Raw genomic sequence first — 24,297 nt, 5'->3', positions numbered from 1 at the left:
ATGCGCAACCTGCACCACATCCGCCGCCCGCAGCGCCAGTACGGTCTGAGCATGATCGAGCTGCTGGTCGGGCTGACCATAGGCTTGCTGACCATCTCGGTGGCCATAGGCACACTGGTGATATCGCGCCAGGTGTCGGGCACGGTCAACGATGCGAGCCAGCTGCAGCAACAGGCGGCGCAGGCATTTCGCAGCATAGGCCAGCAGGCGCGCCAGGCAGGCTCGGTGCGCCTGAACCTGGCGATCGCCAAGGAGGGCACGCAGCCCATAGACCCCGGCGACAACGTGGCGTTCGAAGTGCCCAAGGGGATCACAACGGTGGGCGGAAAAAGCGCTCCGGGAAAGAACGAATACCAGCTGGTGCTCGGTTACCAGAACTACAACGAAAACGTGGTCGGCAGCGCGACGCAACAGTCGATGTTCCGCGATTGCCTGGGCCAGGCGCCGTCGGCCAGCGCCCTGCGCAGCGGCTTCGTGCTGGAGAAGGCCGCGGGCGCGACCAGCGGCGAGCTGCGCTGCGCGGGCACCAATGACGTGAGCCAGCCCGTGATCGCCAATGTGGCCGATTTCCGCGTGCGCTTCGTTGAACAGCAGGCCAATGTCGCCACCGGCCTTCCCACCATGCAGTACCGCACGGCCGAAGCAGTCGCCGCCGATGCCTGGCCGCGCATCTATGCGGTCGAGATCTGCCTCGAAATGGAAGGCACGGAAAACCAGACCGACACCGGCGCCACCCAGTACGTGAACTGCGCCAACCAGACCGTCGCGCGCGGCAGCCGGCTGCGCATGGTGTTTCGCAATACCTACCAGATCCGCAGCCAGGGCCGCCCCAGCATTCCACCGCCATGACTTCCTTGCGCCAACGCCAGCGCGGCGTCTCCTTGCTGATCGTCATCGTCGTCGTGCTGCTGACGATGCTAATGACCGTCTGGGCGTCCAAGACGGCGCTGCTCAACGAGCTGATCGTCGGCAATGACGCCGACTACCAACGCGCGTTCGAAGCCGCGGAGGCCATGCTGCAGGACGCGGAACAGGACATTCTGGGCCAGAACATCGACGGCAGCGCCTGCGTGCCCACGAGCGACACCAAGATCTGCCGCACTGCGGGCAACATCTGGTTCATTGCCGAGGAAAAGGATTTCGTCGGGCTGCTGACCACGCTCGAAGCCGCGGCCAACGTGCCGTGCATTGACGGCATCTGCGCCAAGCGCATCGACAAACAGGACTTCTGGAACGACAAGGCCCTGCTCGAGAAGATGCGCGCCCAGGGCGCACGCTATGGCATGTACACCGGCGCGCAAAAAGGCAACTACAGCAATCCCATCCTGCAGGCCACGGGCGACGGTAAAGGCGCGTGGTACTGGGTCGAGGTCATGCCCTATGCCAGCAGCGCGGGCGCGCTGATCACCAACAACCCGCGCGCCGAGCAGCTGAATCTCAATCTGAAACCGGCACTGGTCTACCGCATCACGGCCATTGCCCAGGGGCTCAAGTCGGGCACGCAGGTGGTGCTGCAGTCGACGCTGGCGCGGCAGAAAATCAAGGACTGAGGGAGCGCATATGAACAAGACATCCCTTTTGCAAGGCGCCGTCCTGCTGGCAGGCGCCGCATTGCACGGGGCGCCCGCGCTGGCCGCGCAACTGGGCCTGGTGCAATATCCCGCGGGCACCGCAAGCCGCGAGCCCGCCCCCAACGTCATTGTGTCGGTCGATGACTCGGGAAGCATGGGAACCTCGGGCATCAACACGCTCAAGGCCGCGCTGCGCCAGACGTTTGCGCCGGAGAATGTCGCCGACGGCCTGATACGCCTGAGCTGGCAGTCGATGAACAGCGATTGCGACACCATTCCGCTCAACACGACGAACTGCAAGAACGCGCTCAAGAGCCTCAAGGGCACGCACCGGACGAACTTCCTGAGCTGGGTAGAGACGCTCACGCCTGCGGGCGGCACGCCTTCGCATCGCATGGTCAGGAATGCGGGCGACTACCTCAAGCGCACCGATCTGGGCATCAACAGCCCCTGGGCCTCCGACCCCGGCACCAAGGAAGCGCCGCTGATCAGCTGCCGGCGCTCGTACCATATTTTCATGACCGACGGCGCCTGGAACAGCGGCACGGCAACCGTTGCGCAGCACGTAGACGGCGACCGCGACCTGCCGGCCTACCAAGCCATCAACAACATAGGCAACATCGACAATACCGCGATCACCTTGGGCGACGGCAGCACCGCCTACAGTCCGACGGCAGCGACCTCGCGCATCTACAAGGACGACTGGGGCTTCAACACCACCACCACCGTCGAACGCGAGTGCACGCTGCTGCTGTTTTGCAAGGACGTCACCAAGACCACGTACGGTCTCAACACGCTGTCCGATCTGGCTTTCCACTACTGGGCCACCGACCTGCAGCCCGGCATCGCCAACGAAATCAAGCCGCTGATCAAGAAAAGCGGCGAGGAAACCTTTACGTCAGGCTCGGGCAGCAGCCTCAAGACGACGACACTGCCGCAGTTCTGGAATCCCAGGAACAACCCCGCGACCTGGCAGCACATGACGACCTACACCATCGGTTTCGGTGCGGGAGCCTCGGCATGGACCGGCAGCCCGACATTTGGCAGCGACAGCTACTCCGGCGAACTCAACCGCCTGGTCACCGGCGACCTCACCTGGCCTTCGCCGTTGTGCGGCAGCGGCAACACCGGCAGCGGCAACAGCGCCTGCGACGGCAGCACCGGCTATGGCGCAACCGCCAAGGACAACGGCCGGCGCATCGAGCTGTGGCATGCGGCGCTCAACGGCCGCGGCAAGTTCACGCCCGCGCCCACGGCAGACGAGCTGACCAAGGCCTTCAAGGACATCGTCAGCAACATTGTCGAAGACACTTCCACGCCGATCACGAGTTTCACCAGCGCTTCCTCATCGGTGACCCGCACCGGCACCTCGCAATACTCATCGGGTTACAACGCCGACGGCTGGACCGGCTATGTGCGCTCCGACACGCTGGCCCAGGGCACGGCGGCCGTGACGCCCAACACCCTCTGGGGCGTCAAGGCCGGCGTGGCCGCACCCGCCAATGCCATGACGACCGCCGACAAGCTCGATGCCCTGAGCGCCGGCGACATCACGAACCGGCTGATCCTCACCACCGCGACAGCGACCGCGACCAACAACGCCGAAGCGCCCGTGTCATTTACCTGGGCGAATCTGGGCACTGCGCAGAAAGCCGCGATCAAGCTCACCGTGGCCGAAACCGACGCGACCGCAACGGCACGCGTCAACTTCCTGCGCGGCGACCGCAGCACCGAAGGCACAGGCACCGTGCGCGTGCGCAAGTCACGCCAGGGCGACATCGTCAATTCGGCGCTGTGGTACGTGGGCCCACCCGTGAGCAACCTTACCAATGACGGCTATCGCGCTTTCGCCGCCAAGCAGGCCGCACGCATACCCATGGTCTATGTCGGAGGCAACGACGGCATGCTGCATGGCTTCTCGGCCCTCAATGGCGCGGAAAAGATCGCCTATGTGCCCAAAGGCGTGGTCGCCAACCTCAAGGACCTGGCCACGTCCGGCTATACCCACCGCTACTACGTGGACGGCTCGCCGTTCAGCGGCGATGTCGATATCGGATCGAGCGGCACGCCCAACTGGCGCAGCATGCTGGTCGGCACGCTGGGCGCAGGCGGCAAGGGCTATTTCGTGCTCGACATCACCACGCCTGGCAGCACCGCGCCCACGGGCACCACGGCGGTGGCCAGCAATTTCTCCACGGCCAATGCGGCGAGCCTGGTGGTCATGGACAAGACCGCCGTCGCCGGAGATGCCGCCACGGGCGATGCCGCCGACATCGGCCACATCTTCGCCGCGCCCGTCGTCGAGGACAACAACCCGCAGAAATCCACCCAGGTCGTGCGCCTGAACAATGGCCGCTGGGCGGTGATCATGGGCAACGGCTACAACAGCCGCAACGAGCGCCCCGTACTGCTGATCCAGTACCTCGATGGCACCAAGGAACTCAAGACCATCGTGGCCGCAACGACCGGCGACAACGCGGCCAGCAACGGCCTGTCGGCGCCGCGCCTGGTGGATATCGACGGCAACGGCACGCCCGACATCGTCTATGCGGGCGACCTGCGCGGCAATCTGTGGAAGTTCGACATCGGCTCCGCCGACCCGGGACAGTGGAACACGGCGTTCAGCAGCCGTCCGCTGTATTCGGCGGTCTACACCTCGGGAAATTCGAGCAGCGTGCAACCCATCACCGCCGCGCCCGTGGTCAAGCTCAACGACCGCGACGGCCTGGGTCTGATGGTCGCGTTCGGCACCGGCCGCAACGTCACCGAAGGTGACCGCACCGACACGTCGGTGCAGTCCATCTACTCGGTGCTCGACAGCACGGTCTACAAGTTCGTCGACGGCAAGCTCGCCGTCGACTCGGCCAAGGGCGTGGTCCAGCCCGTGGGCACAGGCTGGTCCAATCTAGTGCAGCAGACCATCTCCAACGTCGCGATTCCCGGCACGGGAAGCAGCAGCGCGCGCACCTTCTACACGGTGAGCCAGAACACGGTCGCGTTCTCGGGCACCAATGCGCGCAAGGGCTGGTACCTGCATCTGCCGGTGACCGGAGAACGCCTGCTCAGCAGCCCTTCGTTCTACGACGGCAGCAATATCCTGGAAGTGCTGACCGAAGTGCCGGGCTCGGGCAGCAGCGTGCTCGAGGAAAGCTGCTCGCCGCCGGCCACCTTGCCCAAGGTGTTCCGCACTTTCATCAACATCATGGACGGACGCAAGCCCAGCGTGCAGCTCATGGACACCAACGGCGACGGCATCTACAACAGCACCACGGACAAGGGCACCTCGCGCATGACGGCTTCGGTCAAGGAAAGCAAGTCCAGCAACCAGAACAAGGAAATCCGCACCGGCTCCGACAACATCGTCGATTCGTTCAGCAAGCTGCCCGAACAACCGCTGCGCCCCAGTTGGCGCCAGTTGCGCTGATGCAGCGCCAGCCCTTCAGAAAGGCCAGATTCATGCGACCTGCTTCCTCTCGCGGCTTCACGTTGATCGAAATGTTGATCGTGGTGGCTTTGGTCGGCATCCTGACGGCCGTCGCCATTCCCAGCTACCAGGAATACATGCGCCGCGGTGCACGCTCCGAAGCCAAGGCCGGCCTGTTGCAGGCCGCGCAGTGGATGGAACGCGCCGCAACGGTTTCGGGCGTGTACCCGACCGCCGCCAACACCAACAATGCGAATTTCTTTCCCTCCGGGCTGCGCAGCGTGCCGTCCAACCGCTACGCGATTGCCTTGCCGGCGGCCGACAGCACCAACGTCGCCTTTGTGCTGACCGCCACGCCGCAAAATGCCCAGACCGGCGACAAATGCGGTACGTTCACGCTGGCACAAAATGGCGAGCGCAACAACACCGGTATGAAATCGGGTACCACCTCCGCCGACTGCTGGAACCGCTGAGCACGCGGCAAGCCCTGGCGCTTGTGCGCTAGGATGGCGGCCACATGACGGCCACTCCTGACTTTATGCAACAAGCGCTGGCGCAAGCCGCTCAGGCGCTCTACTCCAGCAACCCCAACCCGCGCGTCGGCTGCGTGATCGTCGCGCCCGACGGCCGCACCGTTGTCGGTCAGGGCCATACCCAGCCGGTAGGCGGCCCCCATGCCGAAGTCATGGCGATGCGCCATGCCGCGGCGCTGGGCAACGATGTGCGCGGCGCGACCGCCTATGTGACGCTGGAGCCCTGCGCCCACCAGGGCCGCACCGGCCCCTGCTGCGACGCGCTGGTCGCGGCCGGCATAGGCCGGGTCGTGGCCGCGCTCGAAGACCCTAACCCGCTGGTCGCGGGCCAGGGCTTTGCGCGGCTGCGCGCCGCGGGCGTGCACGTCGAAGTCGGCGCCGGCGCGAACGAAGCGCGCGAACTGAACATCGGCTTTCTGAGCCGCATGGTGCGCAAGACTCCATGGGTGCGCATGAAAGCCGCGGCCTCGCTCGACGGCACCACGGCGCTGGCCAATGGGCAAAGCCAATGGATCACTTCGCCCGAAGCGCGTGCCGACGGCCACGCCTGGCGCGCCCGGGCCTGCGCCGTGCTCACGGGCATTGGCACGGTGCTGCAGGACAACCCGCGCCTGGACGTGCGCGGCATCGAGACTGCGCGCCAGCCGCATGTGGTGATCGTCGACAGCCGGCTGCAGACGCCACTGGACGCCAAGCTGTTCGTGCCGGGTCGCAACTGCTACATCTACACCGCCAGCGACAGCGCGGCCAAGACCGAAGCCCTGCAGGCACTGGGAGCGATCGTCATTCGCCTGCCCAACGCCCATGGCAAGGTCGACCTCGCGGCCATGCTGCGCGACCTGGGCCGGCGCGCCATCAACGAGCTGCATGTCGAAGCCGGCTTCCAGCTCAACGGCTCGCTGCTGCGCGAAGGGCTGATCGACGAACTGCTGCTGTACCTCGCGCCCAAACTGCTGGGCTCGGGCCGCGGCATCGGCCACATCGGTCCGCTGACGGCGCTGGCCGAAGGACCGGAACTCGCATTCCACGATGTCACCAGCGTGGGCCCGGATATCCGCGTGCTCGCACGTTTTGCGCAGCGGCCCGCATTCTGAACCTTGTCTTTCCCCTACTGCCACAATCAAGCACATGTTTACTGGAATCATCACCGGCATGGGGCGCATTGCCGCCGTGCAGTCGCTTGGCGACACTCCGGCCCACGGCAAGCGCCTGGTCATTGAAACGCCCGCGGGCTACCTCGACGATGTCGGCCTGGGCGACAGCATCGCGCTCAACGGCGCCTGCATGACCGTCACCACGTTCGACAAGTCCACGCACACGTTCACAGTCGACATCTCGGCGGAATCGCTGGACAAGACTTCGGGCCTGGCGCAGACCGGCCCTATCAACCTCGAAAAGGCCTTGCAGGCCCATGACCGTCTCGGCGGCCATCTGGTGTCGGGCCATGTCGACGGCCTGGGACGCGTGACCCACTTCGCGCCGCTGGGCGAAAGCTGGGAACTGCGCATTCATGCGCCGGCCGAACTCGCGCGCTATGTGGCCTACAAGGGCTCGATCACCGTCAACGGCGTGAGCCTCACCGTCAACCAGGTGCGCGATCAGGCCGACGGCTGCGAGCTGAGCATCAACCTGATTCCGCACACCGTCGAAAACACCGCGCTGGGCGTGCTCGCCGCGGATTCTCTGGTCAATCTGGAGATCGACCTGATTGCGCGCTATGTAGGCCGGATGATGGACCGGCCCGCTCCCAGCGCCTGATCCTCGCGCAAGCCAGCCTTGTCTTACAAGAAAGCCTGGCAACTCCAGCTATACCTAGGGCAGCGGGGCCGGCGTGAAGCCAGCCCTCCATCCCACCTCAGCTGCTCCTCTCCTTATGCCTACTGCCCCCGAATACCGGCTGGACAAGCGCCCCCGTGCCAGGAGCCTGCGCTGGCGCGGGGCCTTGTGCACCGTGCTGCTGACCCTGGGCCTGAGTGCCTGCGGCAGTCTTCCCCAGGATGTGGTCCGCCCCGTGTCCCAGGCCTGGGAACAGCCCGCGCAGACCGCGCTCGGGCAATGGGTGCGCCAGCGGCATGCGGCCGACAAGGCACGCCACCCCTCGGCCTTCATGCTGCTTGCCGGCGCGCCAGCGGCCTATGGCAGCCGCCTGGCACTGATCGAAGGCGCGCAAAAAACGCTGGATCTGCAGTACTACGCCATCCATGCCGATGCGAGTTCGGGTCGCCTGCTGCGCGGCCTGGTCACGGCCGCCGAACGCGGCGTGCGCGTGCGCATCCTGCTCGATGACTTCCACAGCGTGGGCAGCAACGCCCAGGTGCTGCGCCTGGCCTATGTGCCGAACATCGAAATGCGGCTGTTCAATCCGGTACCCGGACCCCGCAATTCCACGATGCTCCGTGCGCTCAGCACGCTGACCGACTTTCACCGCGCGCAACAGCGCATGCACAACAAGCTGTTTCTCGCCGACAACGTGATCGGCATCGCGGGCGGACGCAACCTGGGCGATGCCTATTTCGACCAGGACGACAGCGGCAACTTCATCGATCTGGACGTGATGGCCGCCGGCCCCATCGTGCAAGACCTGTCGCGCAGCTTCGACAGCTACTGGAACAACCAGCGCGCCTATCCCGTGCAAGCGTTGATCAGCCGCGAGGAACTCGAACGCATGGAAACGTCGGAGCAGGCCGCGGCGCGCAAAGCCGCGCAGGCCAAGCTGCCGAACGGAAGTGTGGCAGCGGCGGCCGTGCCTGCGGGCGAAACTGGCGACAGCCTGCTGTCCTCGGCCGAGGCGGCGCCCGCCGACAAACCGTCTTCGACCATCTGGGACCAGACGCCGATGGATCTGGACCAGGCGCCCTGGGTCTGGGCCAGGGCCGCGGTGCTGGCCGACAAGCCGACCAAGATCGCGCTCGAAGGCGAAGGCCCTACCCCTACGGCCGCAAGCGCCGCTGCGGCGGCAACGGCCGCCAGCCAGCCCGACCGCGCCCAGGACCCGCCCGAAACAGCGGCGGCGACCAGCGCGCAAGCCCCGGGCCTGCGGCCCGGCACGGGCACCATGGCCGTGCGCTCGGGCGGCAGCCTGGCGGCCGTAGGCCTGCAGGCCGATACCGTGGTCGATGGCCTGCTGACCTTGATTCGCCAGGCACGCCGCGACCTGCTTGTGGTCTCGCCCTACTTCGTTCCCGGCGACGACATGAAGCAGGCATTCGCCGCGGCGCGCAAACGCGGCGTGCGCGTGCGCGTGCTGACCAATTCCCTGGCATCCAATGACGCTCCCGTGGCCCATGCGGGCTATGCGCGCCATCGCAAGGAGCTGCTCGCCATGGGCGTGCAACTCTACGAAATGCGCAGCGAGCGCGCGGGCCTGCGCGACAGTCTGTCGTCAGGCAGCGGCGCCGGCGCCTCGCGCGCCATGCTGCACTCCAAGCTGCTGGTCATCGACGGCGGTCTGGTCGCGGTCGGCTCCATGAATCTCGACATGCGCTCGCAACTGCACAACACCGAGATTGCCTTGCTGATCGCCAGCCAGGCCTTGGGGCGCGTGGCCACCGAGAACATCGAAGCCGGTCTGGCCGAAAGCGCCTGGAATGTGGTGCTGACCGACGACGACCGCCTGCTGTGGCGCGCCCCTCAGGGCAGCGGCCTCGAGGACGCGCACTCCGAGCCCGACGCGAGCCTGCCGCTGCGCTGGATGCTCAAGTTGCTGGGGCCGCTGGCGCCCGATCACCTGCTGTGACGCGGGCCAGGCCTAGCCCCAGCGATTCGGCAGGTCTTCCACCCAGCGCGAGATGTCGCTCTGGTCGGTCTGCACGCGCACTTCCTGGAACGCGATTTCGGCTTCGGGATAACGCCGGCGCAGCAGGTTGAGCCATTGCTTGAGCCGGCCCGCGCGCTGGCGCGGCTCCAGGTCTTCGCAGACCATTTCCCAGAACCGCGCGATCTGCGGCAGCAGCGACGCCCAGCTGACTTCGACCAGCGCCGCCTGGGCCTGCGGCCCTTCGACCGCGGCGCGTATGGCCAGCGCCAGGCCCGGGTCGGCCACAATGCCCCGGCCCAGCATCAAGTCATCGCAGCCCGACTGCGCGCGGCAGCGCAGCGCTTCTTCCACGGTCCAGATTTCGCCGTTGGCGATCACCGGCACGTCAACGGCTTCGCGTATGCGCGGAATCAGCTCCCAGTATGCCGGCGGCCGGTAGCCATCGAGCTTGGTGCGTGCATGCACGACGATTTCGCAGGCCCCGCCCTGGGCCATGGCCTGCGCGCATTCGCGCATCAGCCCGGTGTCGTTGAAGCCCAGGCGCATCTTGGCCGATACCGGCAGATGGGCAGGCACGGCGGCGCGCACCGCGCCCACCACGCGCGCGATATGTTCGGGGTCCTGCAGCAAGGCCGCACCGCCGCCGTGGCGATTGACGACCTTGGCCGGGCAGCCGAAATTGAGGTCTATGCCTTCGGGGCCCAGCCGCGCAAGGTTGGCGGCATTTTCGGCCAGGCTTTCGGGGTCCGAGCCCAGCAGCTGGGCGCGCACCGGCACGCCGGCCAGCGTGCGGCTGCCGTTGCGCAACTCGGGCATGGTGCGCAAATACACCTTGTCGGGCAGCACGCTGCCCGTGATGCGAATGAACTCGCTCACGCAGCGATCGGCGCCGCCGACACGCGTCAGCACATCGCGCAGCACAAAATCCAGCAGCCCTTCCATGGGCGCAAGCAATAGCTTCATCGTTCCACCCTGCGCACCAGAGCCTGGCACAGCCCTCTCACCCGATTCATCATAGAAATTTCCACAGTCACACTGATTTGACCCGCATTGTCGCGCCAGCGCCTATGCCCCGGCGCGCCGCACGTCACAACCGCGTCATCTGCATGGAGTGCAATCAGCGTTTCTCGGATTGATGGTCTGCCCATGCTGCTGTACAAGACGACCAAAGCCCAACAGGAACTGGCACCCGGCTCGCGCAGTCTGAACCTGCGCCAGCGCTCGTTGCTGCTGCTCGCCGAAGGCACGCCGTACATTCAGCTCGCACAGATGTACCACGGCCAGGGCGAAGCCCTGGTGACCCAGTTGCTGGAATCCGGCTATCTGGAATCCCGCGCCATGGAGATGGCCCTGCCGGCGCTCGAGCCCGCAGCCATGCCCGAGCCACCGAGGCCGGCCGAGCCCGCCGCGGCGCCAGCGATGACGCTGGCCGGCACACGCATGTATCTGTTCGACATGGTCGAGCGGCTGTTCGCGAATCGCCAGCAGGCGCTCGCCGATCAGTTGCGCCAGGCCTTGCGCGAAGCGCGCGACGAGCAAGGCCTGCGCGGCGTCTGCGACGCAATGCTCAGCGCCGTCGCCGAACATGCGGGCGCGCAACGCGCGCTGCAGCTGAGCCAGCAGCTCACCCATCTCGTTCCTGACTGGAGCCTGGAATCGCATGATCAAGCACCATGAAAAAAGCCGGGGCTCCCATGGGAACCCCGGCTTTGCGGATGGCATGCAGGCAGTGAATCAACGCACGGCAAGACGCCACAGCGTGGTGACTTCGGCGGCGCGCGCAGCGTGCAGCGCATCGGTGGTGTCCGCCACCTTGCCATGCTGAGCCTTGGCGTCGAGACGACCAACCACCTTGAGGCCGGCGGCATCGATCCAGCCGGTCAGCTCTTCGCGGCTGCGCAGTCCCAGGTGCTCGGCCAGATCCGACAGGATCAGCCAGGCTTCGCCGTCGAGCGTCAAATGCTCGGCGACGCCGCTGAGGAATCCGCGCAGCATCTTGCTGTCCTGATCGTAGATCGCGTGCTCGAGCGCCGAGCTGGGCTTGGCTGGCACCCAAGGTGGGTTGCAGACCACCAGCGGCGCACGGCCTGCGGGGAACAGATCGGTCTGCAGCAGTTCGACCTTGTTCAGGCAGCCCAGCGTCTGCAGGTTCTGGCGCGCGCAGTCGATGGCGCGCGGCGACATGTCGGTGGCGACGATGCGCTTGACACCGCGGCGCGACAGCACGGCCGTGAGCACGCCCGTACCGACACCGATGTCATAGGCCAGCGTCTGTGCGCCCGGCGGCAGCGGCGCTTCGGCGACCAGGCCGACATACTCGGCGCGCACCGGCGAGAACACCGCGTAGTGCGGATGGATGCGGTTGTTCGGTGCAATGCCCAGGGCTTCGACTTCGACGCCCTTCTTGCGCCACTCGTGCGCACCCACCAGGCCCAGCAGTTCACGCAGCGGCGTGACGATGGTCTGGTCGAGCTTGCCGGGCTCACCCCAGCCTTCGATGATGGGCTGGCGCAGATCAGGCGCACGGCGCAGGCTGATCACGTAATCGGGTTGCAGCTCGATCAGAATGCTCGACAGCACGCGCGCGCGCTGGGCCTGCGCCTGACGGTGCAGGTGGAACGCATGCGGAAAAGTCTCTTCGGGCAGGATTTCCTGCTTTTGCGCGGCCTGGCGCTTCTGGTGCCTGGCCTTGGCCGACGACTTGCGCGGATCGCGCTCCTGGCGACGCATCAGCGCCTGCAGCAGCAGACGCGCGTTCTGGAAGTCGCCACGCCACAGCAGCGAGGTTCCTTCACAGGCCAGACGATGGGCCGCATCGGCAGACAGGGTGTCGTCGGCAATGACCACCTTGCGGGGTGCCGCGAGACCACTTTCGGAGCGCCAGACAGCGCTGCGCTCCTTGTTTTTTTCATGCCAATGCAGCATCGGAGCTTTCAGTTCAATGGGCGCTTGAGGCGCACTTCTTCAATCTTGATACCACCAATGACAGCAGTCTTGGCGGTCGACATTTCGCGCTTGAAACCGGCCATTTCGTGGAAGCGCAAGGCGCGTTCATTGCGCAGCGGCACCCAGGCGGTGACATTGGTGCAGCCTTCTTCGGCCAGGCCGTCGCGGGCTGCGTCCCAGAGGGTCACACCCACGCCTTGGCCCCAATGCGAGGGGGCCGCGTAAATGGCCCAGATCTCGCCGGTGGTAGGACGGGACTTCTCATCGCGCGAGCGATCGAAGCCGACAAAGCCCACGATCTTGTCGCCATCGATGGCGACCTGGACCTGGGGCTCACAATATTCAATGGCTTCACGCCAGTACGCCTGGCGCTTTTCAACCGACGACATGGATTTCAACTGATCGTCAGGAACCAGCCCTCGGTATGCCTCCGTAGCGGAAGCGGTATGGATCTGTGCAATGGCCTTGGCATCGCGAAGCGTGGCGGGACGAACCTGGAAACTGGACATGGAAATACCGAAACGAAAACAGGTGAAAATGGGGAAAAGCGGAATTGTCGCCGCAAACGTTTTTTCGCCTACTGGCGCGAATGTGTAGCCATTCACGCAAGTACGGCTGTCTTGATTGCCTTGCCCTGCCAAAGCCGATGTGATAACGCCTGCAAAACAGGCAAACACCGGCGTCGGCCTGACCAACCCGGACAGGCTTCAACGTTCGATGGATGGAGACAAAAAATGCCTTGCTCGGGCCTGAACTCCTGCAGATGACGCAGGCTGTACAGGCGCTATAACCAGCGCCGGAGCAGCCCCATCACCCGGTCAAGCCGAGGCCCGTAGGGAGGATAGAACAACGCTCCCATGGACCAGCGCGACTGCAGCAACACCGACTTCTGGTGGCTGAACCGCAAAAAGCCTTGCTCTCCATGGTACGCCCCCCAGCCGCTGTCGCCAACCCCGCCAAACGGCAGGTTGTCGTGCGCTATGTGCATCAGGGTGTCGTTGACCGTCACCCCGCCGCTGACAGTTCGCCGGAGTATACCGTCCCGGACATTTTCATCGCTGCCGAACCAGTATAGGGCCAATGGCCGGGGTCCGGCATTGAGCGCCGCGACCACGTCATCGAGGCGCTCGTAAGTGATCACGGGCAGGATGGGACCGAAGATTTCTTCCTGCATCAGCTGCATTTCCGAGGTCGCGCCGAACACCAGCGCGGGCGGCATCTGCCGCTCGGCGGCGTCGCTCCACAGACTCGCGGCGGCTTCGCCGGGCTGGGCCTGGGCCGGCCCCATCACGTCGACGCGCGCGCCCAGCGACTGCGCCTGGCGCAGCATCTGGCGCAGCCGCGCCAGATGGCGCTTGGTCAGGATGGACGCGTAATCGGGGTTGCCGATGATGGTCGGGTAAAGCCTTGCGACGGCAGCGCGGTAGGCCTGGGCAAACGCCTGTTCGCGCCCGCGCGGCAGCAGCACATAGTCGGGCGCGATGCAGGTCTGGCCCGCATTGAGCAGCTTGCCGTGGGCGATCTTCAGCGCGGCATCGGCAAGGTCGCAATCCTGCGCAATCAAACAGGGCGATTTGCCGCCCAGCTCAAGTGTCGTGGGAGTCAGGTGCACGGCCGCGGCCTGGGCCACGCGCCGGCCCACGGCCGTCGACCCGGTGAACACCAGGTGGTCGAACGGCAGGCCGGAGAACTGGGTCGCGATGCTCGCATCGCCCTGCACCACGCAAAACTCGTCGGGCGAAAAGAACTGGTCGACCAGCGCCGCGAGCTGGGCCGACGTATGGGGAGTGAGTTCGCTGGGCTTGAGCATCACGCGGTTGCCCGCGGCCAGCGCCGTGATCGCCGGCGCCAGCGCGAGCTGCACCGGGTAGTTCCAGGGCGAGATCACGCCGACCACGCCCAGCGGCTGGCGCTCTATGCGCGCGCGCGCCGGCCGCAGGTACAAGGGGGTGTGCACGCGCTGCGGCCGCATCCAGCGCGCCAGCTTGCGCAGGCACTGGTTGAGCAGGTTGCGCAGCACGAAGAAATCGGCCACCTCGGTCAGGCGCGGCGAGCGCATGCCGAAATCGGCCTGCACCGCGGCAGCGAGCACCGCCCCATGTTCGTCGAGCATCTTGCGAATGCGCAGCAGGCGCTCGCGCCGCACCAGCAACGGTACCTCGACCTGGCTACGACTGGCCTGGTGCTGGGCCTCGAACAAACGATGGAGATCGGCAGGGATCATCAAAATGCGCGCTCACAAAAACAGTAGCCAAAGACATCATCGCTGCGCCCCAAAATTGGGAGCACCGGGCAGAACGCTCAGGCGGCCTCCCCTGCACCACGGGATGCAAGGAAAAAGCCGCGGCCCGCGCACCTGCGTGGACCAGGCCGCGTCAGCGGCTCAGGGCGTGTTCCTGATCTCGCGCGGCTGCACGTCGACGACATCGTCGTTGCCGCGCAGAATGCCGCCGCGGTGGCGCAGGCTGTCGGCAGCGGTGTCCGCGGCGGGTGCCGCGGCGCCCGCCGCCGTCCAGGTGCTGCGCGAACGGTAGACGGTACTCCAGGCCGCACCCGGGCTCACGCCCATGACCCACGGAGTGACCGGTCGACCTGTGAGCTTGGCCCAGAGAGCGCGCGCGCCCCAGACCAGCGCCAGCAAGCTGGCCGCAGCCAACAGGCTGAGGAAGAACACGGTCGCGGCGATGAGCAGGAAAATGCGCACCGACCAGCGAAGCACCAGAGTCACGAATTCATTCAAAGTGAGGCCCCTTTCTCGCCGACCAGGAGGTTTACTCCCGGTCAGCCAATGTAAATTGGAATACGCCCGGCTCGAGCACCGGATCCACCTGCACCGCGATCACGCTCTTTGGCGGAAAACGCCCTTCGAGCAGCAAGCGCGACAGCGGGTTCTCGATGCGCTGCTGTATCGCCCGTTTGAGCGGACGCGCACCGAACACCGGATCGAAGCCGACCTTGGCCAGCTCGTCCACAGCCTGGGGCGAAACCTCGAGCACGAGGTCCATTTTCGCCAGACGCTTCTCGAGCAACTGCAGCTGGATCCGTGCAATCGATGCGATATTTTTCGCATCCAGCGCATGGAACACCACAGTTTCGTCGATGCGGTTCAAGAATTCGGGTCGGAAATGGTTTTTTAGTTCCCCCCACACCGCATCCTTGATGTCGCTCGCGTCTTCACCGGCCATGGCCTGGATCAGCGGCGAGCCGATATTGCTGGTCATCACGATGACGGTGTTCTTGAAATCCACGGTGCGGCCCTGGCCGTCCGTGAGGCGGCCGTCGTCGAGCACCTGCAGCAGCACATTGAACACGTCGGGATGGGCTTTTTCCACCTCGTCGAGCAGCAGCACGCTGTAGGGCTTGCGGCGCACGGCTTCCGTCAGGTAGCCGCCTTCCTCGTAGCCCACATAGCCTGGCGGTGCGCCGATCAGGCGCGCGACCGAGTGCTTTTCCATGAATTCGCTCATGTCGACGCGAATCAGATGGTCTTCGCTGTCGAACAGGAAGCCCGCGAGCGCCTTGCACAGCTCGGTCTTGCCCACGCCCGTGGGGCCCAGGAACAGGAACGAACCGGTGGGACGGTTGGGATCGGACAGCCCCGAGCGCGAGCGCCGGATCGCGTTGGCCACGGCGGCAATCGCCTCTTCCTGGCCGACCACGCGCTCGTGCAGCTTGTCTTCCATCTTCAGCAGCTTGTCTTTCTCGCCCTGCATCATCTTGGCCACGGGAATGCCCGTGGCGCGGCTCACGACTTCGGCGATTTCCTCGGCGCCGACCTGCGTGCGCAGCAACCGGTGCGCGGGCGCACCGCTCGCACCCACGCCGTCTTCATGGTCCTGCGCTTCCTTGAGCTGCTGCTCCAGCGCGGGCAGCCTGCCATATTGCAGCTCGGCGACCTTGTTGAAGTCGCCCTTGCGCTTGAGTTCCTCGATCTGGATGCGGATCTGGTCCACGTCCTTGCGGATCTGCTCCGAACCCTGGGCGCTGGCTTTCTCGCTCTTCCAGATATCTTCCAGATCGGCGTACTCGCGCTCCAGATTCTCGAGCTCTTCCTCGATCAGCGACAGGCGCTTTTGCGAGGCCTCGTCCTTTTCCTTCTTCATCGCTTCGCGCTCGATCTTGAGCTGGATCATGCGCCGGTCGAGCCGGTCCAGCACTTCGGGCTTGGAATCGATTTCGATCTTGATCTTGGCCGCGGCCTCGTCGATCAGGTCGATGGCCTTGTCGGGCAGGAAGCGGTCGGTGATGTAGCGATGGCTCAGCTCGGCCGCGGCGACGATCGCCGGGTCGGTGATGTCCACGCCATGATGCGCTTCGTACTTGACCTGCAGGCCGCGCAGAATGGCAATCGTGTCCTCGACGCTGGGCTCGTTGACCAGCACCTTCTGGAAGCGCCGTTCGAGCGCCGCATCCTTCTCGATGTACTTGCGGTATTCATCGAGCGTGGTCGCGCCTATGCAGTGCAGCTCGCCGCGCGCCAGCGCCGGCTTGAGCATGTTGCCCGCATCCATCGCGCCGTCGGCCTTGCCCGCGCCGACCATGGTGTGGATTTCATCGATGAACAGGATGACCCGGCCCTCTTCCTGGCTGAGTTCCTTGAGCACGGCCTTGAGCCGTTCCTCGAAGTCGCCGCGGTACTTGGCGCCCGCGAGCAGGCCTGCCATGTCGAGCGACAGCACGCGCTTGTTCTTGAGGCTTTCGGGCACTTCGCCGGCCAGGATGCGCTGGGCCAGGCCTTCGACGATGGCGGTCTTGCCCACGCCGGGCTCGCCGATCAGCACGGGATTGTTCTTGGTGCGGCGTTGCAGCACCTGGATCGCACGGCGGATTTCCTCGTCGCGGCCGATCACCGGGTCGAGCTTGCCGCTGCGCGCGCGCTCGGTCAGGTCGAGCGTGTATTTCTTGAGGGCTTCGCGCTGGCCTTCGGCTTCGGCGTTGTCGACGCTGTTGCCGCCGCGCACGGCTTCGATCGCCGACTCCAGGCTCTTGCGCGACAGGCCGTGCTGCTTGAGCAGCTGACCGGCGCGCGTGTTGCTGTCGCTGAGCGCGAGCAGAAACAGCTCGCTGGCGATGAACTGGTCACCGCGCTTGAGCGCTTCCTTTTCGGTGGCCTGCAGCAGCCGGCCCAGGTCGGAGCCGACCTGCACCTGGTCCTGCACCTGCACCTTGGGCAGGTCGTCCACGGCTTTTTGCGTCGCGGTCTGCAAGGCGCTGACATTGGCGCCCGCGCGCGAAAGCAGCGAGCGCGGGCCGTCATCCTGTTGCAGCAGCGCCAGCAGCAGGTGCAAGGGGTCGATGTTCGAATGATCGCTGCCCAGCGCAAGCGTCTGGGCCTCGGACAGGGCTTCCTGGAATTTTGTCGTCAGTTTGTCTATACGCATGGGTGAAATACCTCCGAATTGCTCCACAGGTGGGGGAGATCCCCTCTATTTCAAGCCAAAACCGCCGCGTCCAGCTGCCAGACAAAGGCCCGACCACGCCCGCTGCGGACAGTTCAGCCGCCGTCCGCTGCAGGCGTCCAGCGCGCGAGCGCGGCGTCGTCGGCGCTGCGTGCGTCGACCCAGCGCGCGCCCTGCGGCGTCTGCTCCTTCTTCCAGAACGGCGCCTGGGTCTTGAGATAGTCCATGATGAACTCGCAGGCCTCGAACGACGCGCCGCGGTGGGCCGCGCTCACAGCCACCAGCACGATCTGGTCCAGGGGCTGGAGCAGGCCCACGCGGTGAATCACGCGCGCGCCAAAAATGCCAAAGCGCGCCATCGCCTGCTCGACGATGGCCGCAATCGATGCCTCGGTCATGCCGGGATAATGCTCGAGTTCCATCGACGCCACGGCGTCGCCGTCGTTGCGGTCGCGCACGCAGCCGACAAAGCAGCAGACCGCGCCCACGCGCGCATCGGCGGCGCGCAGCGCGGCGAGCTCGGCGCTGGCGTCAAAATCCTGGGGCTGCACGGCGATATGCACCGCCGCCATATCCTTCATGGCGCACGGTGCAGCCGCGGGGCCGACAATAGCGCCAGTTCCTCTTCCACCACGGTGGCCAGCTGGCGGTTCTCCTTGGTGTTCGGCAAGCCGACCACCAGGGCCTGCAGACGCTGGAGATCACCCACCGTGGGCGCCACCTTGATCTGCGCGTGGGCTGCGCCGGCATTGCCGGCGCGTATCAGGCCAAACACTTTGTTGGCCCATTCATTCTTGTTGTGCGCCATGGCGCCCTCTCATAGTCAAAACGGCAATGCCATTTTCGTTAGCATTGACTCGCACTGTAACCTTCAGACCATGGCCTCTCTCGCAATCACCACCAGTCACTACAAGCTTTTCCCGTCGCCGCGCAATGAACACCGCGTGGTCTTCGAGTATGAAGTCTTCGTTCCCTACCCCTACGCGCTGATCGATCTGCCCAGCTTCGACTTCAAGGGCAAGTACAGCCTGTTCGCGGCCTGCCGCATCAAGGACATGAAGATGGGGCAGCTCGCGACTTTCGAGCAGGTCGACGACGCCATCCATTTCGAGAAGAACTTCACGCCCGATTGAGCCCATGTCCGAAGGCAACCAACTGACCGTGGCGCCGAGCTTTGCCGCGCTTTACGCCGACCGCAGCGGCCGCGTGCGCACGCCCCTGGCCGAAGTGCTGGCGCGCTATGAATTCTGCGAAGACCTGGCCAGCCATCTGGTCGAGCAGGCGCAAATCCTCTATCACCGCGAAGCGCCCTCCGAATCCGGCGTGCTCCAGGGCATGCATGCCGCGCTGCGCGTCGACGACACGCTGCTGAGCGCCGCCGAGGCCGGCTGGGTGGTGCAGCGGCTCGCGGAGCTGCTGGAGTGGAAGTGCCCGGCGCTGGGAGAGGCCGAAGGCGGCAGCGTCCAGGGTTGAGCGGTCGTCAGACCGAATCCGCAAGCCTGTTGAGCATTCTCTGCACCTGACCGTGCGTCCACTCGCCACCACGCGCCGCCGCAATGCCGCGGCGGTTGAGCTCGGCAGCCATGGCGCGGTGAGTCAAGCCTTGCGCCTGAAACTCGGCAAACAGCGGCTGCACCTCGCGCGCAAACGCATCGGCCGTCTGCGTGCGCTTTTCGAGCGTCGCCTGCAGATTGCGCGAACCCGCGCTGCCCAGCACCACGCCGCGCGCCTTGGCGTCGGCCAGCGCGGCGCGCGTGCGCTCGCTGACCGAAAGCGGTGTCGAAGACTCCTTGGTCATGCTCAGCCTCCGGTCACGGGTGGAAAGAACGCGACTTCGTCGCCTGCGGCCAAAGGCGCGGACTCGTCGCTGAGCACCTGGTTGTGCGCCATGCGCACCGCCTTGCCGCGTGCCAGCGCCTGCGCTGCGGCGCCGCCGCGCGCGATCAGTTCGTCGCGCAGCGCACCTAACGTGGCCGCGGCCGTGCAACAGGTTTCGGAGCCCGTGCCCAGCGCTTCCCGAATGGACGCGAAATAACGCACGGTGACCGTGATCGGGGTGCTCATGCCATCAGCTCCGCAAAGGACAGGAAGCGCACGGTATCGCCGCGCGCGATGGTGTTCTCGGGCGGGTTGTCGACCACGCCGTCGCCCCAGGCCGCCGAAGTCAGCAGGTTCGAGGTCTGGTTGCGGAACAGCTCCAGCCCGCCGGCTTCGTTGTAGCGCACGCGCAGGAACTCGCGCCGGCGGTCGCCGCGCGGCCAATCGAAATCGGCGCGCGCCGCAATGCTGCGCGGCGCGACATCGGCCACGCCCTGCAGGCGCAAGAGAAACGGTCGCACCAGCAGCAGGAAAGTCACGAAGCTCGACACCGGGTTGCCCGGCAGTCCCATGAAATGCGTGGCGCCGAGCCGGCCATAGGCAAACGGCTTGCCGGGCTTCATGGCGATTTTCCACAGACCGAGCTCGCCCAGTTGCTCGACCGCGGGCTTGATATGGTCTTCCTCGCCCACCGACACGCCGCCGCTGGTGAGGATCAGATCATGCGCAGTCGCTGCGTCACGCAGCGCATTGACCGTCGCTTCGCGCTGGTCGGGAACAATGCCCAGGTCGGTGACTTCGCAGCCCAGGCGCTGCAGCATGGCGCGCAGAAAGAAACGATTGCTGTTGTAGATGGCGCCGGGCGGCATGTCTTCGGGGCGCACGCTGCCGGGCATGACCAGTTCATCGCCCGTGGAAAACAGCGCCACGCGCGGCCGGCGCGCGACTTGCAGCTGGGCCAGGCCGATGCTGGCCGCCAGACCCAGTTCGGCGGGCGTGAGCCGCGTGCCGGCGTCGAGCACCACGGCGCCGCGCACGATGTCGTCGCCCGCGCGCCGCACCCATTGGCCGGCCTTGGGCGGGGCATTTACGCGCACGCTGCCGTCGGGCTGGGCTTCGCAGTCTTCCTGCATCACCACCGCGTCCGCGCCTTCGGGCAGCGGCGCGCCGGTGAAGATGCGCGCCGCCGTCGCGGGCGCGAGCGGCTGGCCCATCTGGCCCGCGGCTATGCGCTGCGACACCGGCAGCAGCGTGCCCGCGGCGGCGATATCGCTGCTGCGCACGGCGTAACCGTCCATTGCGCTGTTGTCGTGCGGCGGCACCTGCAGCGGCGACACCGCCTGCGCCAGCAGCACGCGGCCGTCGGCGTCGAAGGTGCTGACCTGCTCGCTGCCATCCAGCGTGCGCGCCTGCGCCAGCACGGCGGCCAGCGCTGAATCAAGGGAAGTCAGGGAGTCGCGCATATCAGCTTTCATTCAGGGGACCGGTATTCGAAGCGTGCGCCTTCGGCAATCAGCCAGTCGGCGACGGCATCGGGTCGGTTCAGGTCCAGCAGGGTCAACGGCACGGGCAATGCGGCCGGCAGTTGTCCGGGATCATCGGTGGCCAGCGCCAGCACGCCGGCGTCTTCGGTGCAGCGCAGCGGCCGCTCGGGCGCGCCCGCGTCAGGCGCACGCCAGACTTCGATCTTGGGCAGGTCGCCATGCTTGAAGCCTTCGACCAGCACCCAGTCGACGCCGGCGTCCAACTCCGCGAGCATGACATGGATATCGAGCGCGCCCGGCGCTTCGAACTCGCGCATCAGCGCCAGCCGTTGATCGGAAACCACCAGCACCTCGAAGGCGCCGGCCTGGCGGTGGCGCCAGCTGTCCTTGCCCGGCTGGTCGATATCGAAACGGTGGTGCGCATGCTTGACGACCGACACGCGCAGGCCGCGCAGGCGCAAGGTGGCAATCACCTGTTCGACCAGCGTGGTCTTGCCCGCGCCGGAATAACCGGCAAAGCCGACCACTTTCATGGCCGGCTTTCCATGCACATTGGCATCAAGGATGCACTCAGTCGCAATGCTGAACGATATAGGCCTTGACCTGCTCCACATCGGCGGGCAGACGCTGCACGCGCTTGGGCAGGTCTTCGATGCCGATGAACTTCGCCGGGCGGTCGGGCTGGCGGCCCAGCGCTTCTTGAATGGTCTCGGCGAACTTGATCGGCAGCGCGGTTTCGAGCACGATCATGGGCACCTTGGACGCCTGGTCGCGCGCGACCTTGACGCCGTCGGCGGTATGGGTGTCGATCACCATGCCGAAGCGTTCGGCGACATCGCGAATGGTCGCCAGGCGATCGGCATGCGTGCTCTTGCCGCTGACGAAACCGTAGCGCGTCGCGGCCTCGGCGAACAGCGGATCGGCGCTCAGATCGAAGAAGCCGTCGCGTGCCACGCCCTGGTCGAACAGCGCGCGCGTGCGCTCGCCATCGCGGCCCAGCAGGTCGAACACGAAGCGTTCGAAATTGCTGGCCTTGCTGATGTCCATCGACGGGCTCGAAGTCTCGTACGTATTGGCGCTGCCGCGCACGCGGTAGATGCCGGTGCGGAAGAACTCGTCGAGCACGTCGTTCTCGTTGGTCGCGACCACGAGCTTTTCGATCGGCAGGCCCATCTGGCGCGCCACATGGCCCGCGCAGACATTGCCGAAGTTGCCGCTGGGCACGGCGAAGCTGACCTTCTGGTCATTGCTCTGCGTGGCCTGCAGGTAACCCGCGAAGTAGTACACCACCTGGGCCAGCAGACGCGCCCAGTTGATCGAGTTGACGGTGCCGATCTTGTAGCGCGCCTTGAACGCGTGGTCGTTCGACACCGCCTTGACGATGTCCTGGCAGTCGTCGAACACGCCGTCGATGGCGATGTTGTGGATGTTCTCGTCCTGCAGGCTGAACATCTGCGCCTGCTGGAACGGGCTCATGCGGCCGTGGGGGCTGGTCATGAAGACGCGCACGCCCTTCTTGCCGCGCATCGCGTACTCGGCCGCGCTGCCGGTGTCGCCGCTGGTCGCGCCCAGGATGTTGAGCGTTTCGCCGCGGCGCGCGAGTTCGTATTCGAACAGGTTGCCCAGCAGTTGCATGGCCATGTCCTTGAAGGCCAGCGTCGGGCCATTGGACAGGGCTTCCAGCCACAGGCCGTCTTCGACATGGCGCAGCGGAACGATTTCGCCCGTGCCGAAGACTTCGGCCGTATAGGTCTTGGCGCACAGCGCGCGCAGGTCGTCGGCCGGGATGTCGTCGATGTACAGCGACAGGATGCGGAACGCGAGCTCGGCATAGCCTTGCTCGTGGTAGACGCGGCGCAGCTCGCTCAGCAGCGCGTCATCGATCTGTGGATAGCTTTGCGGCAGGTACAGGCCGCCATCGGGCGCCAGGCCTTCGAGCAGGATGTCGCAAAAGCGCTTGCGTTCGGGGTGACCACGGGTGGAGAGGTACAGCATGGGCGGGGCCTTCAGTTCAGCTCTTCCTTGCGGATGCGGTTGATGGGAGCCAGCACGGTGGGCAGCGCCTGGATCTGCACCAGCGCGGCGTCCATGTCGCCTTCGCGCGTGTCGTGCGTGAGAATGATCAGGTCGGTCTGGGTCGAGCCCTCGCCGCCGATTTCATCGGCTTCGCGCTGCAGCACGGCATCGATGCTGATGCCGGCGCCGGCCAGGATGCCCGTGACCTTGGCCAGCACGCCGGCTTCGTCGGACACGCGCAGACGCAGGTAATAGCTGGTCACGACTTCGCTCATCGGCAGCACGGGCAGGCTGCTCATCGCGCCTTCGAGCGTGTTCGACTGGAAGGCCAGCGGCGGCACGCGGTGGGCGGCGTCGGCATCGGCCAGGCGCGCGATGTCGACCAGGTCGGCGATCACGGCGCTGGCCGTGGGCTCGGAGCCCGCGCCCTTGCCGTAGTACAGCGTGGTGCCGACGGCGTCGCCGTGCACCACCACCGCGTTCATCGCGCCTTCGACATTCGCGATCAGGCGCTTCGATGGCACCAGCGAAGGATGGACGCGCAACTCGATGCCCTTGTCGGTGCGCTTGGTGATACCCAGCAGCTTGATGCGGTAGCCGAGTTGCTCGGCGTAGCGGATGTCGGCCGCGGCCAGGCCCGTGATGCCTTCGATGTAGGCCTTCTCGAACTGCACGGGGATGCCGAACGCGATCGCGCTCATCAGCGTGACCTTGTGCGCTGCGTCCACGCCTTCGATGTCGAAGGTGGGGTCGGCTTCGGCATAGCCCAGACGCTGGGCTTCCTTGAGCACCACGTCGAAGTCCAGGCCCTTGTCGCGCATTTCGGACAGGATGAAGTTGGTCGTGCCGTTGATGATGCCGGCCAGCCACTGGATGGAGTTGGCGGTCAGGCCTTCGCGCAGCGCCTTGATGATGGGAATGCCACCGGCGACCGCGGCTTCATAGGCCACCATCACGCCCTTGTCGGCCGCGGCCTGGAAGATCTCCGTGCCGTGCACGGCCAGCAGCGCCTTGTTGGCGGTGACCACATGCTTGCCCGCGGCAATCGCTTCGAGCACCAGCTGCTTGGCGATGCCGTAGCCGCCGATCAGCTCGACCACGACGTCGATGTCTGGATTGGCAATGACTTCGCGCGCGTCGCCGACCACGCGGACCGCGTCGCCGACCACGCTCTTTGCGCGCTCGGTATCCAAGTCGGCCACCATGGTAATTTCAATCCCGCGACCTGCGCGGCGGCGAATTTCGCCCTGATTGCGCTGCAACACGTTGAAAGTGCCGCTACCCACGGTGCCAATGCCCAGAAGGCCTACTTGGATCGGTTTCATATACAAATTGCCAGTCAAAAAACG

Annotated in this window: 24 protein-coding genes; 10 read left to right on the top strand and 14 right to left on the bottom strand. The window is 65.7% G+C overall.

What is annotated here, in order from left to right; all coding sequences use genetic code 11:
- The 7 genes from KHY18_RS07140 to KHY18_RS07110 all read left to right on the top strand — a co-directional run bounded on the left by KHY18_RS07140 (nucleotide 1) and on the right by KHY18_RS07110 (nucleotide 9,264).
- Complete coding sequence (locus KHY18_RS07140; protein WP_213296696.1) at nucleotides 1-849, top strand: PilW family protein; 849 nt, start codon at nucleotides 1-3, stop codon at nucleotides 847-849.
- Nucleotides 846-1,550, top strand: a complete 705-nt coding sequence (locus tag KHY18_RS07135; protein WP_213296681.1) for a pilus assembly PilX family protein — start codon at nucleotides 846-848, stop codon at nucleotides 1,548-1,550. Before KHY18_RS07140 ends, KHY18_RS07135 begins: the two co-directional genes overlap by 4 nt.
- Nucleotides 1,551-1,560: 10 nt before the next feature.
- Nucleotides 1,561-4,995: a PilC/PilY family type IV pilus protein gene (locus KHY18_RS07130; RefSeq protein WP_213296678.1), complete on the top strand. Its 3,435-nt coding sequence runs from the start codon at nucleotides 1,561-1,563 to the stop codon at nucleotides 4,993-4,995.
- A 32-nt stretch (nucleotides 4,996-5,027) separates the two neighbouring features.
- Nucleotides 5,028-5,468: a type IV pilin protein gene (locus tag KHY18_RS07125; protein ID WP_213296675.1), complete on the top strand. Its 441-nt coding sequence runs from the start codon at nucleotides 5,028-5,030 to the stop codon at nucleotides 5,466-5,468.
- Nucleotides 5,469-5,512: 44 nt separating this feature from the next.
- A complete protein-coding gene (ribD, locus tag KHY18_RS07120) occupies nucleotides 5,513-6,622 on the top strand; it encodes a bifunctional diaminohydroxyphosphoribosylaminopyrimidine deaminase/5-amino-6-(5-phosphoribosylamino)uracil reductase RibD (protein ID WP_213296672.1) in 1,110 nt (369 codons plus the stop codon).
- A 34-nt stretch (nucleotides 6,623-6,656) separates the two neighbouring features.
- Nucleotides 6,657-7,286, top strand: coding sequence for a riboflavin synthase (locus KHY18_RS07115; RefSeq protein ID WP_213296644.1), 630 nt, complete (start codon nucleotides 6,657-6,659; stop codon nucleotides 7,284-7,286).
- Between the two features lie 115 nt (nucleotides 7,287-7,401).
- Nucleotides 7,402-9,264: a phospholipase D family protein gene (locus KHY18_RS07110; protein WP_213296641.1), complete on the top strand. Its 1,863-nt coding sequence runs from the start codon at nucleotides 7,402-7,404 to the stop codon at nucleotides 9,262-9,264.
- Between the two features lie 12 nt (nucleotides 9,265-9,276).
- On the opposite strand, the gene KHY18_RS07105 is transcribed toward KHY18_RS07110, so the two are convergent.
- A complete protein-coding gene (locus KHY18_RS07105) occupies nucleotides 9,277-10,248 on the bottom strand; it encodes a tRNA dihydrouridine synthase (protein ID WP_213296639.1) in 972 nt (323 codons plus the stop codon).
- Nucleotides 10,249-10,431: 183 nt separating this feature from the next.
- Between KHY18_RS07105 and KHY18_RS07100 the strand changes: the two genes are divergently transcribed.
- Nucleotides 10,432-10,962, top strand: coding sequence for a hypothetical protein (locus KHY18_RS07100; RefSeq protein ID WP_213296636.1), 531 nt, complete (start codon nucleotides 10,432-10,434; stop codon nucleotides 10,960-10,962).
- 57 nt (nucleotides 10,963-11,019) lie between these two features.
- Here the strand turns inward: KHY18_RS07100 and KHY18_RS07095 are convergent, their stop codons facing one another.
- From KHY18_RS07095 to KHY18_RS07065, 7 genes are all read right to left on the bottom strand, one after another.
- Complete coding sequence (locus KHY18_RS07095; protein ID WP_213296620.1) at nucleotides 11,020-12,210, bottom strand: methyltransferase; 1,191 nt, start codon at nucleotides 12,208-12,210, stop codon at nucleotides 11,020-11,022.
- A gap of 8 nt (nucleotides 12,211-12,218) precedes the next feature.
- The gene (locus KHY18_RS07090) at nucleotides 12,219-12,740 is read right to left on the bottom strand and encodes a GNAT family N-acetyltransferase (RefSeq protein WP_159914499.1); all 522 of its coding nucleotides are present in this window, start codon (nucleotides 12,738-12,740) and stop codon (nucleotides 12,219-12,221) included.
- A 275-nt stretch (nucleotides 12,741-13,015) separates the two neighbouring features.
- Nucleotides 13,016-14,455, bottom strand: coding sequence for a coniferyl aldehyde dehydrogenase (locus KHY18_RS07085; protein ID WP_213296617.1), 1,440 nt, complete (start codon nucleotides 14,453-14,455; stop codon nucleotides 13,016-13,018).
- 159 nt (nucleotides 14,456-14,614) lie between these two features.
- A complete protein-coding gene (locus KHY18_RS07080; protein ID WP_502768434.1) occupies nucleotides 14,615-14,959 on the bottom strand; it encodes a hypothetical protein in 345 nt (114 codons plus the stop codon).
- A 43-nt stretch (nucleotides 14,960-15,002) separates the two neighbouring features.
- On the bottom strand, nucleotides 15,003-17,612 hold the full coding sequence (clpB, locus tag KHY18_RS07075) for an ATP-dependent chaperone ClpB (RefSeq protein ID WP_213296553.1): 2,610 nt from the start codon (nucleotides 17,610-17,612) through the stop codon (nucleotides 15,003-15,005).
- Between the two features lie 113 nt (nucleotides 17,613-17,725).
- On the bottom strand, nucleotides 17,726-18,211 hold the full coding sequence (locus KHY18_RS07070; protein ID WP_213296550.1) for a molybdenum cofactor biosynthesis protein MoaE: 486 nt from the start codon (nucleotides 18,209-18,211) through the stop codon (nucleotides 17,726-17,728).
- Nucleotides 18,208-18,438 carry a hypothetical protein gene (locus KHY18_RS07065; RefSeq protein WP_213296524.1) on the bottom strand — a complete coding sequence of 77 codons (231 nt, stop codon included), beginning with the start codon at nucleotides 18,436-18,438 and terminating at the stop codon, nucleotides 18,208-18,210. Before KHY18_RS07065 ends, KHY18_RS07070 begins: the two co-directional genes overlap by 4 nt.
- 70 nt (nucleotides 18,439-18,508) lie before the next feature.
- On the opposite strand from KHY18_RS07065, the gene KHY18_RS07060 reads away from it, so the two are divergent.
- Complete coding sequence (locus tag KHY18_RS07060; RefSeq protein WP_213296509.1) at nucleotides 18,509-18,763, top strand: hypothetical protein; 255 nt, start codon at nucleotides 18,509-18,511, stop codon at nucleotides 18,761-18,763.
- 4 nt (nucleotides 18,764-18,767) lie between these two features.
- Nucleotides 18,768-19,103: a hypothetical protein gene (locus KHY18_RS07055; RefSeq protein WP_213296506.1), complete on the top strand. Its 336-nt coding sequence runs from the start codon at nucleotides 18,768-18,770 to the stop codon at nucleotides 19,101-19,103.
- A gap of 7 nt (nucleotides 19,104-19,110) precedes the next feature.
- On the opposite strand, the gene KHY18_RS07050 is transcribed toward KHY18_RS07055, so the two are convergent.
- Genes KHY18_RS07050 through KHY18_RS07025 form a run of 6 tightly spaced genes read right to left on the bottom strand, consistent with a single transcriptional unit; the run spans nucleotide 19,111 to nucleotide 24,273 of the window.
- Nucleotides 19,111-19,428, bottom strand: coding sequence for a recombinase family protein (locus KHY18_RS07050; RefSeq protein ID WP_213296503.1), 318 nt, complete (start codon nucleotides 19,426-19,428; stop codon nucleotides 19,111-19,113).
- A gap of 2 nt (nucleotides 19,429-19,430) precedes the next feature.
- On the bottom strand, nucleotides 19,431-19,694 hold the full coding sequence (gene moaD / locus KHY18_RS07045) for a molybdopterin converting factor subunit 1 (RefSeq protein WP_213296500.1): 264 nt from the start codon (nucleotides 19,692-19,694) through the stop codon (nucleotides 19,431-19,433).
- A complete protein-coding gene (locus KHY18_RS07040; protein WP_213296497.1) occupies nucleotides 19,691-20,911 on the bottom strand; it encodes a molybdopterin molybdotransferase MoeA in 1,221 nt (406 codons plus the stop codon). Before KHY18_RS07040 ends, moaD begins: the two co-directional genes overlap by 4 nt.
- Nucleotides 20,912-20,919: 8 nt before the next feature.
- The gene (mobB, locus tag KHY18_RS07035; protein WP_213296494.1) at nucleotides 20,920-21,465 is read right to left on the bottom strand and encodes a molybdopterin-guanine dinucleotide biosynthesis protein B; all 546 of its coding nucleotides are present in this window, start codon (nucleotides 21,463-21,465) and stop codon (nucleotides 20,920-20,922) included.
- Nucleotides 21,466-21,502: 37 nt separating this feature from the next.
- Complete coding sequence (gene thrC, locus KHY18_RS07030; protein ID WP_213296491.1) at nucleotides 21,503-22,927, bottom strand: threonine synthase; 1,425 nt, start codon at nucleotides 22,925-22,927, stop codon at nucleotides 21,503-21,505.
- An 11-nt stretch (nucleotides 22,928-22,938) separates the two neighbouring features.
- The gene (locus tag KHY18_RS07025; RefSeq protein ID WP_213296476.1) at nucleotides 22,939-24,273 is read right to left on the bottom strand and encodes a homoserine dehydrogenase; all 1,335 of its coding nucleotides are present in this window, start codon (nucleotides 24,271-24,273) and stop codon (nucleotides 22,939-22,941) included.
- Between the last annotated feature and the right edge of the window lie 24 nt (nucleotides 24,274-24,297).

Origin of the sequence: Acidovorax sp. CCYZU-2555 (assembly GCF_018413525.1) — a bacterium.
Taxonomy (GTDB): Bacteria; Pseudomonadota; Gammaproteobacteria; order Burkholderiales; family Burkholderiaceae_C; genus Comamonas.
This window is presented reverse-complemented; position numbering and strand designations above follow the sequence as displayed.

Coding starts and splice junctions, on each gene's coding strand:
- mobB (WP_213296494.1), bottom strand. CDS start 21,465: ATGAAAGTGGTCGGCTTTGCCGGTTATTCCGGCGCGGGCAAGACCACG.
- KHY18_RS07060 (WP_213296509.1), top strand. CDS start 18,509: ATGGCCTCTCTCGCAATCACCACCAGTCACTACAAGCTTTTCCCGTCG.
- KHY18_RS07085 (WP_213296617.1), bottom strand. CDS start 14,455: ATGATCCCTGCCGATCTCCATCGTTTGTTCGAGGCCCAGCACCAGGCC.
- moaD (WP_213296500.1), bottom strand. CDS start 19,694: ATGAGCACCCCGATCACGGTCACCGTGCGTTATTTCGCGTCCATTCGG.
- KHY18_RS07115 (WP_213296644.1), top strand. CDS start 6,657: ATGTTTACTGGAATCATCACCGGCATGGGGCGCATTGCCGCCGTGCAG.
- KHY18_RS07100 (WP_213296636.1), top strand. CDS start 10,432: ATGCTGCTGTACAAGACGACCAAAGCCCAACAGGAACTGGCACCCGGC.
- KHY18_RS07090 (WP_159914499.1), bottom strand. CDS start 12,740: ATGTCCAGTTTCCAGGTTCGTCCCGCCACGCTTCGCGATGCCAAGGCC.
- KHY18_RS07055 (WP_213296506.1), top strand. CDS start 18,768: ATGTCCGAAGGCAACCAACTGACCGTGGCGCCGAGCTTTGCCGCGCTT.
- KHY18_RS07130 (WP_213296678.1), top strand. CDS start 1,561: ATGAACAAGACATCCCTTTTGCAAGGCGCCGTCCTGCTGGCAGGCGCC.
- clpB (WP_213296553.1), bottom strand. CDS start 17,612: ATGCGTATAGACAAACTGACGACAAAATTCCAGGAAGCCCTGTCCGAG.
- KHY18_RS07050 (WP_213296503.1), bottom strand. CDS start 19,428: ATGACCAAGGAGTCTTCGACACCGCTTTCGGTCAGCGAGCGCACGCGC.
- KHY18_RS07140 (WP_213296696.1), top strand. CDS start 1: ATGCGCAACCTGCACCACATCCGCCGCCCGCAGCGCCAGTACGGTCTG.
- KHY18_RS07040 (WP_213296497.1), bottom strand. CDS start 20,911: ATGCGCGACTCCCTGACTTCCCTTGATTCAGCGCTGGCCGCCGTGCTG.
- KHY18_RS07110 (WP_213296641.1), top strand. CDS start 7,402: ATGCCTACTGCCCCCGAATACCGGCTGGACAAGCGCCCCCGTGCCAGG.
- KHY18_RS07105 (WP_213296639.1), bottom strand. CDS start 10,248: ATGAAGCTATTGCTTGCGCCCATGGAAGGGCTGCTGGATTTTGTGCTG.
- KHY18_RS07065 (WP_213296524.1), bottom strand. CDS start 18,438: ATGGCGCACAACAAGAATGAATGGGCCAACAAAGTGTTTGGCCTGATA.
- KHY18_RS07135 (WP_213296681.1), top strand. CDS start 846: ATGACTTCCTTGCGCCAACGCCAGCGCGGCGTCTCCTTGCTGATCGTC.
- ribD (WP_213296672.1), top strand. CDS start 5,513: ATGACGGCCACTCCTGACTTTATGCAACAAGCGCTGGCGCAAGCCGCT.
- KHY18_RS07125 (WP_213296675.1), top strand. CDS start 5,028: ATGCGACCTGCTTCCTCTCGCGGCTTCACGTTGATCGAAATGTTGATC.
- KHY18_RS07025 (WP_213296476.1), bottom strand. CDS start 24,273: ATGAAACCGATCCAAGTAGGCCTTCTGGGCATTGGCACCGTGGGTAGC.
- KHY18_RS07095 (WP_213296620.1), bottom strand. CDS start 12,210: ATGCTGCATTGGCATGAAAAAAACAAGGAGCGCAGCGCTGTCTGGCGC.
- thrC (WP_213296491.1), bottom strand. CDS start 22,927: ATGCTGTACCTCTCCACCCGTGGTCACCCCGAACGCAAGCGCTTTTGC.
- KHY18_RS07070 (WP_213296550.1), bottom strand. CDS start 18,211: ATGAAGGATATGGCGGCGGTGCATATCGCCGTGCAGCCCCAGGATTTT.